The sequence below is a fragment of the Psychromonas antarctica genome (genome assembly GCF_022267535.1).
GTDB lineage: Bacteria > Pseudomonadota > Gammaproteobacteria > Enterobacterales > Psychromonadaceae > Psychromonas > Psychromonas antarctica.
This window is the reverse complement of sequence record NZ_JAHNZV010000025.1, coordinates 1-20,031: the sequence shown is the minus strand read 5'-3', so window position 1 is coordinate 20,031 and position 20,031 is coordinate 1. Positions and strand designations below refer to the sequence as shown.

Annotated in this window: 12 protein-coding genes and 1 pseudogene; 4 read left to right on the top strand and 9 right to left on the bottom strand. The window is 42.0% G+C overall.

Annotation, left to right across the window (positions count from 1 at the left end):
• Positions 1-40: 40 nt before the first annotated feature.
• The 4 genes from KSO91_RS08145 to KSO91_RS08130 form a co-directional block, all read right to left on the bottom strand.
• The gene (locus tag KSO91_RS08145; protein ID WP_238742458.1) at positions 41-2,500 is read right to left on the bottom strand and encodes a PfaB family protein; all 2,460 of its coding nucleotides are present in this window, start codon (positions 2,498-2,500) and stop codon (positions 41-43) included.
• Positions 2,493-10,352 (bottom strand): type I polyketide synthase, encoded by a 7,860-nt coding sequence (locus KSO91_RS08140; protein WP_238742457.1) that lies wholly within the window; start codon positions 10,350-10,352, stop codon positions 2,493-2,495. Before KSO91_RS08140 ends, KSO91_RS08145 begins: the two co-directional genes overlap by 8 nt.
• A 56-nt stretch (positions 10,353-10,408) precedes the next feature.
• Positions 10,409-11,215, bottom strand: a complete 807-nt coding sequence (locus tag KSO91_RS08135; RefSeq protein WP_238742456.1) for a helix-turn-helix domain-containing protein — start codon at positions 11,213-11,215, stop codon at positions 10,409-10,411.
• 281 nt (positions 11,216-11,496) lie between these two features.
• Entirely contained in the window at positions 11,497-11,988 is a 492-nt protein-coding gene (locus tag KSO91_RS08130; protein WP_238742455.1) for a VF530 family protein, read from the bottom strand.
• Positions 11,989-12,379: 391 nt separating this feature from the next.
• Between KSO91_RS08130 and KSO91_RS08125 the strand changes: the two genes are divergently transcribed.
• Positions 12,380-13,483: a phosphoribosylaminoimidazolesuccinocarboxamide synthase gene (locus KSO91_RS08125; RefSeq protein ID WP_238742454.1), complete on the top strand. Its 1,104-nt coding sequence runs from the start codon at positions 12,380-12,382 to the stop codon at positions 13,481-13,483.
• A gap of 94 nt (positions 13,484-13,577) precedes the next feature.
• Positions 13,578-13,775 (top strand): DUF2897 family protein, encoded by a 198-nt coding sequence (locus KSO91_RS08120; protein ID WP_238742453.1) that lies wholly within the window; start codon positions 13,578-13,580, stop codon positions 13,773-13,775.
• A gap of 26 nt (positions 13,776-13,801) precedes the next feature.
• Here KSO91_RS08120 and bamC read toward each other — a convergent pair whose 3' ends face one another.
• Both bamC and dapA read right to left on the bottom strand, forming a co-directional pair.
• A complete protein-coding gene (bamC, locus tag KSO91_RS08115; protein ID WP_238742452.1) occupies positions 13,802-14,926 on the bottom strand; it encodes an outer membrane protein assembly factor BamC in 1,125 nt (374 codons plus the stop codon).
• A complete protein-coding gene (dapA, locus tag KSO91_RS08110; protein WP_238742451.1) occupies positions 14,923-15,804 on the bottom strand; it encodes a 4-hydroxy-tetrahydrodipicolinate synthase in 882 nt (293 codons plus the stop codon). Before dapA ends, bamC begins: the two co-directional genes overlap by 4 nt.
• Positions 15,805-15,980: 176 nt before the next feature.
• On the opposite strand from dapA, the gene KSO91_RS08105 reads away from it, so the two are divergent.
• The gene (locus tag KSO91_RS08105; RefSeq protein ID WP_238742450.1) at positions 15,981-16,832 is read left to right on the top strand and encodes a thioredoxin family protein; all 852 of its coding nucleotides are present in this window, start codon (positions 15,981-15,983) and stop codon (positions 16,830-16,832) included.
• Between the two features lie 54 nt (positions 16,833-16,886).
• Here the strand turns inward: KSO91_RS08105 and KSO91_RS08100 are convergent, their stop codons facing one another.
• From KSO91_RS08100 to KSO91_RS08090, 3 genes and pseudogenes are all read right to left on the bottom strand, one after another.
• Positions 16,887-17,696, bottom strand: a complete 810-nt coding sequence (locus KSO91_RS08100) for a Cof-type HAD-IIB family hydrolase (RefSeq protein WP_238742449.1) — start codon at positions 17,694-17,696, stop codon at positions 16,887-16,889.
• Positions 17,697-17,741: 45 nt separating this feature from the next.
• The gene (locus KSO91_RS08095) at positions 17,742-18,038 is read right to left on the bottom strand and encodes a Dabb family protein (protein WP_238742448.1); all 297 of its coding nucleotides are present in this window, start codon (positions 18,036-18,038) and stop codon (positions 17,742-17,744) included.
• Between the two features lie 468 nt (positions 18,039-18,506).
• Positions 18,507-19,733, bottom strand: a pseudogene (locus tag KSO91_RS08090) (di-heme oxidoreductase family protein); the annotation flags it as partial.
• A 135-nt stretch (positions 19,734-19,868) separates the two neighbouring features.
• Between KSO91_RS08090 and KSO91_RS08085 the strand changes: the two are divergent.
• Positions 19,869-20,031 (top strand): transposase (locus KSO91_RS08085; protein ID WP_238742471.1); only part of this gene is annotated, 163 nt, incomplete at its 3' end.

Below are 20,031 nucleotides of genomic sequence, written 5' to 3'. Positions count from 1 at the left end.
AACGCGTTAACGTTTTTGATTCTTTCGCAACCACCGCTCTTTATCGAGCGGTTAACTTGCTCTGATTAACGGGTTGAATAATCGTTCCGTTAAAAAAACTGTGTAAATCTGCACTAATTCCGAAGCTAACCAATTTGGCTAATGCCCGTATAAAAGTATATTGATCGCTGCTACCTTTGGCATTCATAGCCACACAAAGATGCGCTCCAGCCAGATCACTATCATTTAATATTTTATCTGCCCAAACCGACAGTACGCGCCCCGCTCCCATTTCAATAAATACTGAAGCCTTCTTCGCTAACGCGTTAATAAGACGAGGGAAATCAACCGGATCGCATAAGCATTTGGCGATACTCACCGCAATTGCTTTTTGATTAAAAGGCACCGGTAGATAACAGCTGCTTGAATAACATTTGCTTTCAATTCGTGTCGCCAGTTCTATATTGTACAAATCAACCATCGGCTGGTAGTGCTGATAAGCCGGAGCACAGTGAATAGCATTAGCGACATTAAGCGGCATAACACGCACGCCCAATCGTGCAATAACGGCTAAACAATCCGCAGGATAACCAGCAATCACGAGACTTTCTGCGGTATTAATAATAGTGATATAAACGCGCTTATTATCAGCAATCACCGCTTTAACGGCTTGTAAGGTACTTTTAACGTGATAGGACTGCCAAATCTGCATCTCGCCACCTTCAACGGTCGAGGGTAAATTCCACAATGCTCTAATGGTCTGTAGTTCACCTGCCAACTGTTTATTAAAAGTCTCAGAAGTAGCTAAACGAGCACTCATTACCCCAGGGGTTTTCCAACATCCTAATGCAGTGAACATGCTCACTTCACCCATGCTGTAACCGCCAGCAACATTAGCCTTGATATGAATAACTTGCTCTACAATTTTAGTTAATACGCAAGCATAACCAACACCGCATTCCGCCATAGTCGCAAGATCTTTACGTAGTATTAAATCCAACTGCTTAAGATCTTTGGATTGCAATGCAACGACAGAGCGCGGAGTTAATAATTTATCTTTTAAAGTGCTACCAAGATCCGTTGATAACGCCATTACACTGGGATAGATATCAGGAAATAAGTGGAAAAGATCGCGCCCCAGCCCTAAATAGCCAGCGCCAATACCGGGATATAAAAATCCAATATTATTTGGATCTGCAATCGGTGCTACGCAAAAATAACTACCGCGTGGCGTTTTCCAATCGCTTTGTTGTGCAAATGCGCGTTGCACACCTGTTACCGCCGATTCAACCTCTTTCACCAACTGTTCAGGTGACTGCGCAATAAGCACGGTACAATAGCTTGAACTCGGTTTTTTAATAGAGGCCAAATAGAGATCTTTCGCTAATTTCTTAAACTGCTTATTGCGCGCGTTACCAAGTAAGACATCTAACTGAGAGAGCACGTCACTTAACTTAGAAAGTAATTCGCTCTGTGTCTCTCCCTTAATAATAAATAGCGACAGATCCGATTGGGCTAAATAGCCATTATGGTGTATCTGTTGGTCATTATTTTCTTGCAAAATAAGATGGCTATAATGGTTTTGTGATACACAGCTATAAGCAGCATAACAAGGCTCCCCATTAGATTGAGGGAAAAGAGGCACGGCGTTTGCAAGTAGATAAAAAGGGGATTTTTGCCATTTTTCAAGCTGTATTGGTGACTGCCAATCATTAATAGCAGGACGGTATCTCTGCTGTAAAGACAAAGTACAATGCAATAACCCAAGCAGTTCTGACAAGGCACGGTTTTCACCAAACACGGCTTTACTGCAACCTATTGCACTATTGAGTCTGCAATCATTTTGATAAGCTCGCAGTAACCCATTTTCTTCTAATGTTTTTAAATTTTTATCAGCGCAAGCAGACACCTCAAGCAAACTTATCTGTTCGCTGCTTATTTCAGCTTCTGTCATCGCCTGATTGATTATTGCATCAAAAGGTTGGCTGGTATCGCCACTTATAGCGCTGTTTATGCTGGCATAAATATAGCTGTGTTGTACGCTAGCAAACTCACGACTTGCCAGTAATAGGGCACAAAGACCATTCGTTGCACCATAGGCATTGAAACCCAAATCAAAACTAATCGACGCTTTTTCTTGTATCTGATTTACAGTTTGCTGATTACTCGCAACTAATAAGACAGCGACGTTATCGTTGCCAATAAGTCTATCGCTTAGCGCTAAAGCGTCACTCAAGTCATCGACCCTATCGCAACGGTAATAAGCCGATTCCACTACGGTCACCTGAGCGCGGATACCAACAATAACCACGGCCACTTTGTCAGCGCTGAGTTCACAAGCACTTAGCAGACGCTGGCATAGCGTATCATCATTAACAAAATCACCATCTGATTGTGTTTGTGTCTGCGGCGCGCCATCATATAAGGCCGCAGCAACCCGATCGATACCATTGAGTCCGGCTAGCTGCGCATCAAAACCAATCACGGCAAGTTGATTATTAAGACTTCGCAACTCAGTCATTGCTTTTAACGACTTTAAATAGCTCAGTTAGACTGCCACTGCATGTCACTGCTGCGCCGACTACATTTGCTAAGATCTGTTTATCGATATCAATCAGAGCAATATCGGCAACCAGCAGCGTTCCCTTTTGCTCTGTCACCATCAGTTTCAAATAAAAAGGTTGATCAACCGGCACTTCTTGATAGACGGTCCAGCGACTCGTCGTAGATGGTAGCGCGCCAAGCCCAAGCTGTTTACCTGTCCAGACGAGTAACGCCTGATAAACAAGATCGTTGGCAAAAAGATTAAAATTACTGAGATCAAATTCCCCCTGCTTAGCTAAAACCGTGGACTCAATTTTACAACTCAACAGCAATCCCTGCTCATCACAGGCATTAATCGCTAAAATTCCCTGAAAGCTTTCACCATGAAACAGCGTGCCATCTTTATACAAAGTCGCGGCGCTTGCTTGTTTACTTAGCTGTAATTGGCTTAATTCCCCACTATAAAGAGGTAACACTGAGCGCTGTTTAACAAACAACAAGGTGGCTACATAATGGAAAACGGTTCTGCCACTGCGATCTGTACTCGATATCTTAGCTTCAATAGATAATAGCTCTGGACTTTGTGCCACTAATTGAAGATCAATATCCAATTTTCTTGCTTGGGCATTATTAAAGATAATGCCTTTAAAGAGTTTATAATTTTCAAAACCGCTGTACAGATAATCAGGATAGATAGCCTGCGCTGCTTCCACCATATAAGCAATAGCACAAACCGTCGGTAATACTTGTTCAGCACCGATCTGGTGATCCGCAATAAAAGGATTGTTAGCCGCTAAAAGAGTTCTAGATAAGTGACTCACTAACGACTTTTTTGATGAATCCTCCGGCTGCGCAACAGGCCCCCCTCCCATATCATTACCAACGAGGAGTTGTGGGGAGCGATTGCTATCGGCACCTAGTTCATTAACAAACAACTGTGCCCCCGCATCAAGCGGAATAATATAAACGCCGCGCTCTGTAAACATACGTTTAAGATCCGCGGTCACCATTCCACCATCCCAAGGTCCCCAATTAAAACTCAGTACTTGAGCTGCAGGATGTAGCGCTTTAAAACGGTATGCCGTTTTATTTAAGATATCATTGGCAATGGCATAATCTGATTGGCCTGCATTGCCGTAAAAACCAGCGGCAGATGAAAATAACGCTAATTGTTGAAGCTTATCTTGCTGACAACATGCCAACAAAGATAATAACCCTTCGATTTTGGTGTTATATACCGCATCAAAATCGGCGAGTGTTTTCTGCTCTATAAATTTATCTGCCAGTACGCCTGCACCATGAATAATCCCCGTGATATCGCCCCATAAATCTGTCACAGGAGAGACCGCTGCAACGACATTATCGCTATCAGTGACATCAGCACAGATATATTCAGCAAGACCACCAGCAGCATTAATTGCCTCTAATGTTTGCTTAATTTCACGATTAGCTAAAATGGGACGAATCTGCGCAGCCACCGTTACCGGAGTCGCTTTTTCATTGGCACTCTGCAAACTTTGCATCGCAGATTTTTTCAGTGCTGCAAGGTCGGTTATTCCTAACGCCCAATTCGGCTCATCACTGTTATAAGCCGTTCGTCCTAAAAGGATAAACTTTGATTGGTATTGTTGTGCTAAACGAATAACACACTGCGCAGTAACACCTTTTGCACCACCACTAACCAAAAATAAGGAATCTTGATTAATCTGATTGCCTGCCGATAAAGCATTACTATCGCTTGCCTCTGCCATTAATGTTAAACGGCCATTGTGATTAAAACCCACTTCAACGGGTTTAATGTCGGCATCGTAAAGTTCATCGATAATGAGATTCGCTACTTTATCGCCAGCAAATTTACTGGCTATATCAATCGCACGACAGAATACGTTTGGCCATTCATGAGCTAATGTTTTAACTAAAGCAGTTAAACCACTCTGCACTAAATCAGCATCTAATTCGCTATCGTCTAATGCAAAACTCCCCCCCTGACGGGTTAAAACAACAAATGATGAACGGGCATCTTTATTTTCAACCTTAGCAATACCCGTTAATTTTGCTAATAAAAACGCGAGTTGTAGACCCTGCTTACTAATTTGTGGATATTCAATCGCACTAATAGTCGCTTTCGGATGCAAATAGATAACCGTTGTCCAACGGGTTTGAGTGGCGAGAATAGTCGTTAACTCTTGCTCATTCAGCTCGGCAAGTTCTACCTGATTGATATTGTCAGCAAAGTTCTTTGAACTGACGCTTTTAACCCAAACAGGGGTTAATACCGTCACCGTCCAACCTAGTTGCGTTAGTTTATCAGCGAGACGAACACTCGCACCTTCACCATCATTAACAAGTAACAAATTTTCGCCATTCATGTTGCGCTCTATTTGTTTTGTTGGATCAAGATGCTGAATCTTAACCACGGCACTTGGCACCGGCTCGAATTTAGTGACTCTCTGTTCAGGCTTTTTTACTTCGTTTTCCTCCTCACTTTTATTGCCAGAGGTTCCAAGCGTTGTCCCCATATACTCTACTATTTGTCCTAATGTGCGCAGTTCTGCTAACGCTTGTGCATTCAATTCAGGCAAAGCACTTATTTCATCTTGCGCAGCACCAAGAATCTCAACGCGTTTAATTGAGTCGATCCCCAAGTCCGCTTCCATATCCATTGAAAGTTCAAGCATCTCAGCGGGATAGCCGGTTTTATCTGCCACCACACTCATCATTACTTTTTCTATTTGCGCGACATCTAGCGTGACGGTTGGCTGTGCAGCAAGTGTTGTGCCAGCACTAGTATTTGCAGGCGCAGCGATACTTGCGGCAACCGACCCCATATAGGTAACGATTTCTCCCAATGTACGTAACTCAGCAAGATCTTCCGCATTTAGCTCGGGCAAATGACTGATTTCATCTTGCACCGCACCGAGAATTTCTACTCGTTTAATCGAGTCGATGCCCAAGTCCGCTTCCATATCCATTGAAAGTTCAAGCATCTCAGCGGGATAGCCGGTTTTATCTGCCACCACACTCATCATTACTTTTTCTATTTGCGCGACATCTAGCGTGACGGTTTGCTGTGCAGCAAATGGCACATTAGCACTTGCATTTCCATTTGCAGGCGCAGCGATACTTTCGGCAACCGACCCCATATAGGTAACGATTTCGCCCAATGTACGTAATTCAGCAAGATCTTCCGCATTTAGCTCAGGCAAATGACTGATTTCATCTTGCACCGCACCGAGAATCTCAACACGTTTAATCGAGTCGATCCCCAAGTCCGCTTCCATATCCATTGAAAGTTCAAGCATCTCAGCGGGATAGCCGGTTTTATCTGCCACCACACTCATCATTACTTTTTCTATTTGCGCGACATCTAGCGTGACGGTTGGCTGTGCAGCAAGTGTTGTGTCAGCACTAGTACTTGCAGGCGCAGCGATACTTGCGGCAACCGCCCCCATATAGGTAACGATATCTCCCAATGTACGTAATTCAGCAAGATCTTCCGCATTTAGCTCGGGCAAATGACTGATTTCATCTTGCACGGCACCGAGAATCTCAACACGTTTAATCGAGTCGATACCCAAGTCCGCTTCCATATCCATTGAAAGTTCAAGCATCTCAGCGGGATAGCCGGTTTTATCTGCCACCACACTCATCATTACTTTTTCTATTTGCGCGACATCTAGCGTGACGGATGGCTGTGCAGCAAGTATTGTGTCAGCACTAGCAGGCGCAGCGATACTTGCGGCAACCGACCCCATATAGGTAACGATTTCTCCCAATGTACGTAATTCAGCAAGATCTTCCGCATTTAGCTCAGGCAAATGACTGATTTCATCTTGCACCGCACCGAGAATCTCAACGCGTTTAATTGAGTCGATCCCCAAGTCCGCTTCCATATCCATTGAAAGTTCAAGCATCTCAGCGGGATAGCCGGTTTTATCTGCCACCACACTCATCATTACTTTTTCTATTTGCGCGACATCTAGCGTGACAGATGGCTGTGCAGCAAGTATTGTGTCAGCACTAGCAGGCGCAGCGATACTTGCGGCAACCGACCCCATATAGGTAACGATTTCTCCCAATGTACGTAATTCAGCAAGATCTTCCGCATTTAGCTCAGGCAAATGACTAATTTCATCTTGCACCGCACCGAGAATTTCTACTCGTTTAATCGAGTCGATGCCCAAGTCAGCTTCCATATCCATGGAAAGTTCAAGCATCTCAGCGGGATAGCCTGTCTTATCGGCAACCACCGCAAGCATTACTTTTTCAATACTATTAAGATCAAATACCGGAGCATTAACAACAGGTCCCGTTGCTGGAATTGGCGTAACCGTCTCCTTAACACTGTTTTTCTGAATAGTCTGATGCGTGGCCGCAATTTGTTCAGAAAGATCCACTAGCGGTTTTTTATGCGCAGCAGTTACAGGGGACGTTGTTGCCGTATTTAACGATGCAATCGCAGCCTGAGTACCTGTTTCGGGTAACGCAGATAACATATGCGCCATATTAGCTGTTTGATTATTCAGATAAGTTTCATGAACACGTAAAGTATCACTCTGGAACTGATGATACATTGCTAGCGTTTTGTCTAAACTTTCCGGTAATTGTGTTGCGCCCGCTTGTGCTTGCAGAACAGTTTGGAAAGTTTCAGCATAGGCTTTAGGTCCTTGCATATATTCTTGATGCACGTTGAGTAGTTGTGCCTGCTGATTTACAAACGAGGCGACAGTCTGCTCAATGGACTGCGCTAATTCACTTTGCCCAGTTGCTGTAGGTACTTGATTAAGCGGCGTACCATCGCTATTTAGATAAACTATCTTTTCAACGACTTTTTCCACAATGACTTCTTTAATCACTATTTTTTCAACGGTTTTAGGATCAGATCCACTTAAGGTCCAACCATCATTAAGGCAATCTGAAAATGCTTTTTTGGATTTATCACTGACATAAGCCGCACCCGTTAATTTCATCGCTAATGGCGATTTTTTAGGCGCAACTAATGGGCGTTGAAGTGCATCGTATGGATCAATATTATGCAAAGATAGACCAAGGACAGCCATTTCCACTGCTGCCAAACGAAGTTGCAGATCAGCCGATTTATGTGCGTTGCTGTTAATGGCAATCGTCGTGACATCATTTTTATCCGCTAAAATATTATCCACGAGACGGGTTAATACATTTTTTGGCCCAAATTCAACAAATATGCGTCCACCAACTTGATATAAGTTTTCAATTTGCTCACTAAAGTGTACAGGTTCAAGAATATGATTTTTTAGACTTGCTTTAATCGCTTCGCCACTCTCAGCATGCGCTTTACCACTACCATTGGCATAAACAGGAATGGACGGAGTCTTAAATTCAATACTATCAATGACCTCAGCAAAAGGCTTTTGCGCATGGCCAACCAATTCAGTATGAAATGCAGCGGAAACAGGGAGATCAACGACTTTGTAACCTTTGGCCTGCAGCGCAGCAGAAGCAACAGATATTTGCTCCGTTACGCCGGCAACCACAACCTGATTTTTAGCATTATAATTAGCAATCTTTATATCTGGAATTGCTTTAATCTCATCTGCTATTTCGTCAGGCGAACCGATCACCGCGATCATTGTGCCAGTGTCAAAGCTGGGATCACTCGGAGCCGCCATTGCCTGACCACGACTACGCGCCAACGTCATATAATCAGAATCAGAGACAACACCTGCCGCCCATAATGCGGTCAACTCACCAAAACTGTGTCCAGCAGTAAAATCGCATTTAAAACCCGCTTGGCTAAAGGTGTTATATAAACCGACACTAAATGCACCAATTGAAGGTTGTGCATATTGGGTTAAACGTAAACGTTCTTGTTGTGCCTTACGCTGCGCATCACTGAAAACAGGAATGGGATACAGTGTTTCTGAAAGTTGAGGCAAACCTGCTACGCTAAACTGTTTATCCATTTGCGCCGCACTAGCAAGCATAGGAGGGAAATTACAAAGTAGATCTCGTCCCATATTAAGATATTGCGATCCTTGACCAGAAAATAGAGCAACCACCTTACCCGCCGTTGCTAAACCTGAGTCACGGTAATATAGACCGCTTGGCGTACTCCATGTATTGCTAGGATCACTGTTTAATTGTTTTAAGATTTGCTCAATGGCTATTTTTGCCTGTGCCGCATCTTGAGCAACAAAACCGCAGCGCGTATCATCATCTGCCAGCTTTCTAAGTGGATGTTCACAGACTAAAGCATTAAACGCATACACCGCTTGGTCTTCTGGAATAGCCAATTTTTCCAAGCAAAGTGATAAAGAAGCAATTAAAGCAGCTTTATCTGCCGCACTGATTAAAATAGTTTGCGGCACAGCCGTTAAACGATAAGCCGCGGTCTGCGTATTTCTGTACTCTTCTAATACAAAATGGAAGTTAGTACCGCCAAAACCAAATGAGCTAATGCCCGCTCGACGTTTAATGCCATCAGCGCGCGGCATCCAAGGGCGTGTTTCGTTATTGACATACAACGGTGTATTTTCAATATCTAAATTCTGATTAGGCTGATCGACATTAATTGTCGCAGGCAGTATTTTATGATGCAGCGCCAACGCTGCTTTAATGATACCTGCAGTGCCTGCGGCCGCTTTCGTATGACCGATTTGAGATTTCACCGAGCCTAATGCGATATATTGTTTTTGATCGTTATGCTCACTAAAAAGTAGATTTAGGCCAGTAAATTCTGCAGCATCCCCGGCCTTAGTGCCAGTGCCATGCGCTTCAATCAAACCACAGGTTTTTGGGTCAAAACCCGCATCCGCATAGGCGCGTTTTAATGCTTTCAATTGCCCTTCTGGGCGCGGCGCATAAATTGATTTAAAACGGCCATCAGATGAACTACCAATGCCTTTAATCACCGCATAAATTTTATCGCCATCACGCTCAGCATCTTCAAGACGCTTAAGGGCGATCATGCCGACCCCTTCGCCAATCATCATCCCCTTCGATTTCTCATCAAAAGGGCAAGTATTATCAGCATCCGTAAAGGCAGGTGTTTTTGAAAATGACATATACATAAAGGGAGAATTATCGCAGCACACACCGCCAGAAATCATCATTTCCGAGCGATATTCAAGCAGATCTGATACCGCCATTTTAATTGCCGCAAGTGAGCCAGCACAAGCAGCATCAACCACACAGTTAGTACCACCAAAGTTAAAGCGGTTGGCGATACGACCAGCAATCACATTGCCCAACATGCCAGGGAAAGAATTTTCTTCCCAAGGGATATAGGCTTTTTTAAATTTATCAATAATAACAGTGCGATCTTGCTGATTAACACCCGATGCTTTTAACACTTTATCTAAAACCGGGCCCTGCAGGCGAGACACTAGCTGGCCGCCTTGCTTTTGGCCACCGCCAACACCTAATGTGATGCCGATTTTATCGCGATCATAACTATTTTCATCACTAATGCCGGCATCCGCTAAGACATCACGCGCCACCACTAATGACATTAACTGAGTGATATCGGTAAGCTCTAAAATATTAGGTGGTAGACCAAATTCCATGGGATCGAAGTCAACTTCAGGTAAAAATCCGCCGCGTTTACAATAACTTTTATCCGCTGCTTTTTTATCACTGGAGTAATAATCGTCAATCGCCCAGCGATCTTCTGGTATATCTTTAATACCATTAACCGACTCAACAATATTGTCCCAAAATTGCGCTAGGTTTTTACTTTCAGCAAAAACTGATGCCATACCGACAATCGCTATTGGAGTGCTTTGTAAACGCGAATTTAACTGCTTATCTTCAACTGCAGTGGCATTATTGTTGTTTTTTTCGTCTGACATTCTATTACTCCAGTTAGGATCTGTTGCGTAATCGTTATAAACGTAAATGGCGGTTGTTATTGCTCATCTAATAAACGAAAGCGACTTAAAAATTCATTGTAATTACCGGCAAGTACACGACGGATATGAAATGGCGCTTTTTTTAAAACGTGTTTCATGTAGCGTCTGGCTGCATTTTTCTCATCATCACAATAGAGATCAACATAAAGCCAGCTGCCATCGGGATCGTTCGCCACTAATAATCTGTATTGCGCTGTCTGGCCGATAAATTTAGGCAAGGTGGTCACATTCACTTGCACCACATCTAGGCAACTTAACTCCGTTGATTTGGCATGTAAGGCATATTCTGCCAATTCACTGGGAGTTTGCGTGCATTCTCTGCTTTTCTGGCGCATTTGATTTAACACATCAGACATCGCTTGCGGGGAAATTTGTGAGCTGATCACTTGGTTGGATTCATTTTCTTCTATATCGACCAATACAAAATCATCATCGATCATATCAAGCATTGGATCCATATCCGCTAAGCGGGATACACCATGGCGCTTTAAACAGCGCTGTAGTCCGGCACGAGAAGTGTTTTCATTAATAAACTCTTTGCACACCACCAGCAATTCATCTAACGAAAGCATTAATCGGCTGCGCAAATGCACGATGGCAAACTCTTGCGGCACACTCAGGGTGGTGTTTAATTGCTTGGGGATATGTGATGCATCATTGGTATCACTGCGCTTCCGCCATTTACGTACTGTCGATTCCGAAATTTTCAGCAGACGTGCTAATACCGCCGTAGGTAGATCGGATGCGTGAATAAAAGCACGAATCTCCGCGGTCGTAGTTGCATTCTTATGTTGCTTAGCCATTAATATTAGCTTTCTTCATTAAGAGATCAGTTAACTTGCGAAATTTGTATGAGGGGCAATATACACAGGTATCACACCCTATACAATCACCCGATACTTAAATTGACGATTATGTGAGAGAGTGGTAATTTTTGAGACGGCGGGTTTACTCAATTAACAGCCATTTCGGAGTGATAAGAAAGTGCTGAGCGAAGCACTAAAGCCGATACCCAAGCTGCCCAATGTGCACGCACATTAAGAGCTTAGGTATAAACAGGTTAAGCTGTAGTTTTGGTTATTGCTTATTTATTCCATGGATTAGTGGGATCATATGGCGCTTCACTACTCTTTGCAGCCTCTCCTCCACGAGCTGATTTATGCGCAGGTTTGAAACTATTGCGATGAGTGGAGTTCGCTCGTGGTGCCGTTTTTTCTTTATGCATTGAAGCCGCTTTAGCCTGAGAAAGCTCTATCGACTCCACGGTCAATATCATTGGATCGCGCGGCACAATAGAAAGCGCAAAGGCACGCTCACGGGGTGGCAATTCAAACTCTTCATCACTTGGTCTTGGCATGCGTTTGAAACGGGAGAGATAAAACCCTTCCAGTTTCTCTCTTGCCCATTCTGTTTTCCTGAGAAATTTAAGGCTACCTTCAATAGAAGGATTGGTCTTAAAACAGTGGAAACGCATCGCCGCTGCGAGAATGTTCCAGCCATAGAAATCGACTAATTCAGTGAGTAAAATTTCAAGTTTAAGACCATGTAACGGGTTGTTTTGTTGCTCTTCTATCATTTTTTTTCCTAAAAGGCGCTATTTAACGGTATCTGCCGCTATTATACGGTGAGCGGGCGGCTAATGGATACAAAATAATCATCGTCTTAACATTGCATTCTGCTTAGCGTTTATTTAATGCGGAATGAGAGCATATAACGAATTTTTTTAAAGTTAGCCTCCAAAATAATTCCAATGCTTATGTGTTATTTGTGAGGAACCATTATCAGCAGCCTTATTTATATGTTTGCTGGCTTTTAGTGATGTTCTGTGGAATGAACTGATTAACCTGTAAACATTTTTTTTGACATGATAAGTCAATAATATTCTGCTATGATTTGCGACCAAAACTATTTCATTACAGACATGACCAGTTTGTTTTTCATCTGCTTTTATATATAGGATATTGTTTATGAGTCTTGCCGATAAAGTATTAGCTGTTAATAACGATTTACCCATTCGCACAGACAAACCAGTGCACAGCGGTAAAGTACGCTCTGTTTATTGGTTAACGGATGCTGACAGTAAAAGATTGATCCGCGATAAGGGTTATGATGTTGCAAGTGATGCGCCTCTTGCCATTATGGTTATCAGTGATCGTATCTCTGCATTTGATTGCATTTGGCATGGCGAAGAAGGAATGAATGGTGTACCCGGTAAAGGTGCTGCGTTAAATGCAATCTCTAATCATTGGTTTAAGCTTTTTAAAGAACAGGGCTTAGCTGATAGTCATATCTTAGATATTCCGCACCCCTTTGTATGGATAGTACAAAAAGCAAAACCGGTGATGATAGAAGCGATTTGTCGTCAATATATTACCGGTTCGATGTGGCGTGCTTATGAAAAAGGTGAACGCGAATTCTGTGGGATCCACATTGCAGATGCATTACAAAAAGATCAAAAGCTGCCTGAATTACTGATCACCCCTTCAACCAAAGGTATTCTTCAAGGGATCCCCGGTGTGCCAGCAGTTGATGATGTCAATATTACGCGTCAAAATATTGAAGATAACTTTGCCGCGTTCAACTTTAGTAAAGTAGAAGATATCAGCGAGTATGAAAAATTATTAAAAGAAGGTTTTGATGTGATCAGCAATGAGCTCGGCAAAATTGAGCAGATATTTGTCGATACTAAGTTTGAATTTGGTTATGTGATTGACAAGGCAGGCAATGAAAAACTGATCTATATGGATGAGGTCGGCACCCCGGATTCTTCTCGTATCTGGGATGGCGCAGCCTATAAAGAAGGAAAAATTGTAGAAAACTCTAAAGAAGACTTTCGTCAGCTATTATTAAATCATTTCCCAGACCCCGATATACTATTAAATAAAGACCGCATGGCTGAACGCAGTGCATTAGCACGTGATAATGCCTTGCCTGTTGCTGTTTTAATGAAGATCTCTGAAACTTATATCGGTATAGCAGAGAAAGTTATCGGTCAAAAAATTAAACTGTCAGACAACCCCAAAGCTGAAATAGTTGAAATACTGCGTAAAGATTACGGCTTAATTGATTAGCAATTTATTAATATCAACCCGGATAAGCAAGTCTAACTAAACTAAAAGCAGAATTTATTTTCTGCTTTTTTATACTTAATTTAAAGGAATCATTATGAGTGGTTGGATTATTTTGTTGCTCATGGCATTACTCTTGGGAACGATTATAAGTAATGTTATGTTGTTAATAAAAAGTGGGAATATGAAGTTACCCGCTAAAGTTGAAGAAGCCATTGCAGAGCGGAAAAGACAAGCTGCCGTTGAGCAAGAACTCAAAAAAGATAATCATAAAGAAAAACCAACGGACCATTAGCCAATTGGTTTTTCTTGGAAGATAAATTAAAGTGGCTTAGTCTGCTTGTCCTGTAACAATAAAACGTTACGCACTCGATCGGTAATACTGAGGTAAATTTCAGTTACTTTCTGATCTGATATCGGGGCTTTATCCTCATCTAACCATGAAATGGAAGTACTGCCTCCCGTCAACTCGCCCAACTGAATAAAGTATTCCGCACTTTCAAGTTCAAAAGGATTTAAATTATTTTCAGCCCAATAGTCACTATTGGGTGGATTATATTTGAGTAAAAAATAGCCCAAGTTTTTATCTGCTTCTACTACATCAAAATTTAATAGAGATAATAAAGCGGGCAGCTTTCGCCAAGTTTCAAGAAATTGAGTTTCAATCACCCAGACATTCTGATGATTATCATCAAAGCCGAGTTTAATCGGTAGGGGCTGTGAATCGAGATCTTTTAGTTCATTCGACTCTTGTTCTTTATAGGCAAATACCAATAAATCGTTAACAAAGCGAAGTTCTATATTCTTTTTGTTCTTATTGGACATATTAAACTTTAACGGTTTCCCTTCGCTAGATTCCCTATAAGTCAAAGCTTGCACATTTAATGCGACACTATGTCCGTCGCTTTGTTTCTCAAGCGTAAATCGATAACTAGATTGCTGCTCGACTTCACTGCTATTTAAAAAACCGCCAAAATTAGTTTTTTGACTGAAAACACCCGTCTCAAGCTGCTGTGATAAATTATCTTTAGCGATGACGGGCACTTTATTTTCTGCAAGGTAGGATTCAAGCAGTTGCCAAACTTTAGTGGCTATATCATCATTTTGCTTAAAAGCATTAAACCAAATCTTAGTCTGCTGCTTCTCCGATGCATCAAGAGAAACGCCGTCGATCACAGCAATAAGCTGAGTGGGCGGACGTATGTCTACATCATGCGTTAAAAAACCCAGTTTACTTTGCATATCAGTTAAAGCAGGGACGGCGAATTGTGTTCGCGCCTCATCATTAGAAAAATCTGCAGTTTGATACGGCGGTGTTAATTGTGTTTTTTGATAATCAAAAGTGCCGTTTGCTTGCATGCGCGTATCGAAACGAGAACAACCCGTTAAGGATAAAGCAATAATAACGGCAGCAGTTGTACTACGTTGTTTAAATAATTTAATCATGAAAGTAATTTTGCTTCAGTTAAGGCGTCACGGACGGCTGTTTGGTATTGCTGAGATAGGATGGTTAATGGTAGACGACAATCAGCCGTTGGAATTAGCCCCAGTTCAGCACAAGCCCATTTTACCGGGATGGGATTAGCCTCTACAAACAACTTTTGATGCAAAGGTAATAGCTGAGCATTTATTTCTTGAGCTAAATCAGTTTGCCCATTTAATGCTGCTGTACACATCTTTCTCATCTCAACAGGCGCTATATTACAAGTCACAGAAATAACACCATGGCCTCCCTGTACGATGAAATCACAGGCGCTTTCATCATCACCACTGTATAGAATAAAGTCATCATCGACTAAGGCTTTAATCTCTGCAAGTCGCGTCAAATTCCCCGTTGCTTCTTTAATGCCTATAATGTTTTTTATTTTAGATAGGCGAGCGACCGTTTCAGGCAACATATCCACAGCAGTTCTACCGGGTACGTTATATAATATTTGCGGTAATTCACAAGATTCAGCAATAGCTTTAAAGTGCTGATAAAGTCCCTCTTGGGTCGGTTTATTGTAATAGGGAGTCACATTTAAACCGGCAACAATTCCGCTATTGGCAAATAATTTGCTCAATGAAATTGCTTCTGATGTCGAATTTGCGCCATTTCCAGCAATAATAGGAATACGTCCCGCTGCAAATTCGACAGTTTTCATGACCACTTTTACATGGTCATCAACATTTAATGTTGCCGACTCGCCTGTTGTACCAACAGCCACGATCGCCGAAGTGCCCGATTTTATATGAAATTCAACAAGTTTTTTTAATGCATGGAAATCTATTTCGCCAGTTTTATCCATTGGTGTCACGAGTGCGACAATACTACCTGTTAACATATTAAGAGCTCCTCTTTAGAATGGCTTAATGTTACTTTTGCAGGCAGTTAAAAACAAGCAATAAAGCGAATAGATCAATCATCAGTGATCAAAAACATCGGATTGGTGCTTGCGTTCACTTATTTAAACGATAATCTACGCAATAATATCTCCTACTCATTACAATTGAGGTCAACATGCAAGCAAATAGCTATGACGTAAGCGTTTCTACTTTCCCACAAATTATTATTGAAGGTTCAAAAGAAAAACCAGTATTGGTGTTTTTTTGGTCACCACGATGCCCAATCTGTACCGCTTTATTGCCTTTATTAGACAAACTGCATGGTGAAAATAATTACGCGTTTACATTGGCGAGAATCAATTGCGACACTGAGCCGCAAATCGTCAGCCATTTTGGTGTACAAAGTGTACCGAGTGCATTTATGTTTAAAGATGGACAAGGTGTTGATGGATTTGCCGGTGAACAGAATGAAGAGTTTATTCGTCAGTTTATTAACAAACATACACCCAACCTAACCTTGGAATTGCTACAACAGGGACAAACCTTGTTTGCACAAGGTAAATTAGTTGAAGCAAAAACAACGCTGTTAGAGGCGAATAAACTTGAACCTGAAAATAATGAGATCAACCTTGCATTAGCACAGATTTATCTTGCTTTGGGAGATCATGAGATCGCCAGTCCTATTTTAGAGCTTATTCCGCTAGCGGATCAAAATATGATCTACCACAGCTTGATAGCACAATTGCAAATAGCCCTTGAATCAGCACAAACACCGGAAATAGACGCCTTAGAGGCACAATTGCAAACGGCGCAAGATAAGCAGGCCATTGAATATCAGCTTGCTATTCAATACCAACGAGCAAAAAGAAATAGCGAAGCGTTGGCCTTGCTCTACAAAATCCTTGTTAGTGATTTAGGCTACGAAAACGGAGACGCTAAAAAAATGATGTTAGATCTTTTAGCGACGATTGATGATGCCGTATTGGTCAGTCAGTATCGACGTAAATTGTATAGTCTGCTGTATTAGAGCATCACGCTGGCCATTTGCACATGAGATGCATATGTAAATGGTCAGATTGCACTATTTTTGTAACGCATAAACCTCTATTGCAACAGCCACACCATCTTGATCATTACTTGGCGCGATATAATCCGCCAATGCTTTAGTTTCAAGTGTGGCGTTGCCCATCGCCACAGCAAACCCAGCAAAACTTAACATGTGATGATCATTTCCAGCATCCCCGATGCACATAACCTGAGCGGCGTCTAGACACATAATATTAGCTAAATGTTCGACAGCAGTCCCTTTATTACTATCGATATGTAAAAACTCCAAGAAGAATGGCTCACTGCGCAGTACCGTGTAGTTATCCTTCAGTGATGCGGGTAAATTAACGACTACTTTATCAAGTGCCTCAGGCTCTCCAACCAGCATTATTTTAATCAGCGCATTATTATCATCAAGTTGCTGAAAATCCATTTCGCAGACAGGGACCCCGTTTACTGTCGACTCGATATCCGTCCATGGATTATTTTTATGGGCGATCAAGCCATCAGTTATTGAAAAAGCATGTATAAAAACATTAAACTCAGTTGCAATTTTATGTAGTATTTTGGCATCAGAGCCATGAAGAGTTGCTTCATGAAGCACTTTTCCATTGCCTACGCGTTGTATTCGCGAGCCATTGTAGGAGATAACAAAGTCATCTTCAGCAATCAGCCCCAGATATTCAAGGTAGGGTTGTAGCCCTTCTAAAGGACGCCCCGAGGCGAGCACTATTTTAATGCCCGCAGCTTTTGCATCTTGAATCGCGCTGTAAGTGCGCGAGGTGATCTGCTTATTTTTATTAAGCAAAGTGCCATCCATATCGATAGCTATCAGTTTATACATAAACACCTAATTCATATTTTTAAATTACTGTTATAAAACAGAATGTTAATAACTATAATCGAGTACGATAATGTCATCAACCAAAGGACGTAATATCAATTTCAAGGCATCATGTGCGCGATGAGGGATATACTCATCGCGTGATAATTGATCACGAAACGCCATCATAATACAATGCGTATAGCCTTTATTTTTACCTTCTGGGCTATTGTTTTCTCCCCACTCGACAGCGCTTAGCCCGTCTACTTTTGTAGTCATAGCCGCAAATGCAGCTTGTAATTCTGCTAACGCGTAGGCCGTTGTATCCGTTTTAAAACGAAGCAATAAAATATGGCGGATCATTGTTATCCTTATTGACCATCAATTGTAAAAATTCAGAGTTAACATTAAGCTAATAAATCACATCATACGGTGCTGATAGTTTTGTGTCACTGAAGGTAACTTAGCGTAGTAATAACGAGCTATTGGCCGCTCAGTTAACGTCGAAACACACAGAAATACCGCCTATGTTACGAGTGACTTACTCCGAACAGAGGTCACTTATAGTAAAGGAATTAATGACTTGATCAAGTATTGCGCAGGAAAGATTGTCGTTTACAAGCGACTCCGCATAGCAATAGTGGACGATTGGTCGCTGAATTACACGAGGCTTAACCGCGCTATATCGATTTACTTATCCCGAGCAGAAGTTATTTATGCGCCATTCCATTATCGATAAATTTATTTTCAAAACAGGAGGCATATCCATAAAACCAGACTCGTAATTTGTTAGATCGGCTGCAACCAATCGTGAAAAATGAAATTAGCACTTTATAAATCATTTAAAAATGTCAGTAATGCTTCACGTTGTTTTTTGTCCAGTATCAACAGTTCATTGACACTTTTTTGTGCCTCCCCACCATGCCAAAGTAGCGCCTCTAAAATAGTCCGAGCTCGTCCGTCATGCAAAAAGTTAGCACGCGGATCCACTGTTTTGGCTAGACCCAGCCCCCACAGAGGGGGCGTACGCCATTCATTAGCCTGAGCTAAAAATTCGACAGGGATTTTACCATCAACTGTTTTGCTGTGTTTATCAAAATCGGTTAATGCGGGTCCCATATCATGTAATAACAGATCCGTATAAGAATAAATCTTTTGTTCTGACAGCGCCCTAAACACACTACTTTTTTGCGTGGTGTAACTTTCGGTATGACACTGCCCACATCCAAGATCCTTGAAAATTTGTTTCCCCGCGATAACCTCTGCACCATAAGCATTACGGCGTTTAGGTACCGCCAAATGATGCGTATAAAAAGTGACTTTATCGAGTATCCGCGTAGAGACTTCAAATTTTCCTTGATCACGGATGTTGCTATTACCGGTCACAGCATTAAGACAATCCAGTTGAGTTGGCAGACAATTTTCGGCTGTATGAAGATCACTGGTGATCCCCATATCCCCTAAAAAAGCCGCCGCTGTTTGCTGTCTTAAACTAGGCTGCCCTGCCTTCCAACCAAAACGTCCGAGCATTACTTGCTGTTCTTTTTTCGACCACACTTGGTTAGCCTTACCCGATATACCATCTTGATTGCTATCTTCAATATCTTGCTGGGTTAAGATATTTTCTTTATCAATTAACGCCAATAAGCCAAGGCCTATCATCGGTGGTGCAACGCGGGCAGAAAGGACTGTATCTTGTGCAATCGAACAGCCGTTACCACTTACATGCCAAATTGGATCACGAAGCTCAACTTGTGTTCCATCTTTAAAGTTGACTGTTTTATAACGATAACTAACTTGCTGACTTGCTTCCGGTTTAACCCCCATAATAGCTAAGTGCTGCAATTGCCCGCCGATACAGGGATCACCAATATTGGCCTGCAAAGCGTGTTTCAAGCGCCCCGCTTGCTCAACCGTTACTTTACTGCGTGAAGCACGAATCAATAGCGTAGAGAAATCACTGCCTAATTGACCTTCACTGGCCTGCGGTGCATGGCCACGACCATCTCGTACGTGACAATTCTGGCAAGCATTACTATTAAAAAAGGGACCCAAACCATCCTGTGAACTTACCGAACCGACACTTTGAGCCCACGGTTCGGTAAAAAACTTACCTGATTACCCACATTACTCAGCCAATATTGGATGAAAAGTAAACTATACTCATAACATACTCAAATTAGGAGTGTGAACATGAGTAAAAATAAAGTTCAACACCAGCATGGATATAGTTTGCCTGATTTATTCAAGAATTACGGTACAGAAGCTCAGTGTATAAATGCTCTTTTTAAATGGAAATGGCCAAATGGATTTATTTGCCCTGCTTGTTCATCAACAAGTTATTGTTCATTGAAAT

Bases quoted from the DNA above. Each gene is read 5' to 3' on its own strand.
- KSO91_RS08135 (WP_238742456.1), bottom strand. From the start codon at position 11,215: ATGGCTAAGCAACATAAGAATGCAACTACGACCGCGGAGATTCGTGCT.
- KSO91_RS08105 (WP_238742450.1), top strand. From the start codon at position 15,981: ATGCAAGCAAATAGCTATGACGTAAGCGTTTCTACTTTCCCACAAATT.
- KSO91_RS08140 (WP_238742457.1), bottom strand. From the start codon at position 10,352: ATGTCAGACGAAAAAAACAACAATAATGCCACTGCAGTTGAAGATAAG.
- KSO91_RS08095 (WP_238742448.1), bottom strand. From the start codon at position 18,038: ATGATCCGCCATATTTTATTGCTTCGTTTTAAAACGGATACAACGGCC.
- KSO91_RS08145 (WP_238742458.1), bottom strand. From the start codon at position 2,500: ATGACTGAGTTGCGAAGTCTTAATAATCAACTTGCCGTGATTGGTTTT.
- KSO91_RS08120 (WP_238742453.1), top strand. From the start codon at position 13,578: ATGAGTGGTTGGATTATTTTGTTGCTCATGGCATTACTCTTGGGAACG.
- dapA (WP_238742451.1), bottom strand. From the start codon at position 15,804: ATGTTAACAGGTAGTATTGTCGCACTCGTGACACCAATGGATAAAACT.
- bamC (WP_238742452.1), bottom strand. From the start codon at position 14,926: ATGATTAAATTATTTAAACAACGTAGTACAACTGCTGCCGTTATTATT.
- KSO91_RS08100 (WP_238742449.1), bottom strand. From the start codon at position 17,696: ATGTATAAACTGATAGCTATCGATATGGATGGCACTTTGCTTAATAAA.
- KSO91_RS08125 (WP_238742454.1), top strand. From the start codon at position 12,380: ATGAGTCTTGCCGATAAAGTATTAGCTGTTAATAACGATTTACCCATT.
- KSO91_RS08130 (WP_238742455.1), bottom strand. From the start codon at position 11,988: ATGATAGAAGAGCAACAAAACAACCCGTTACATGGTCTTAAACTTGAA.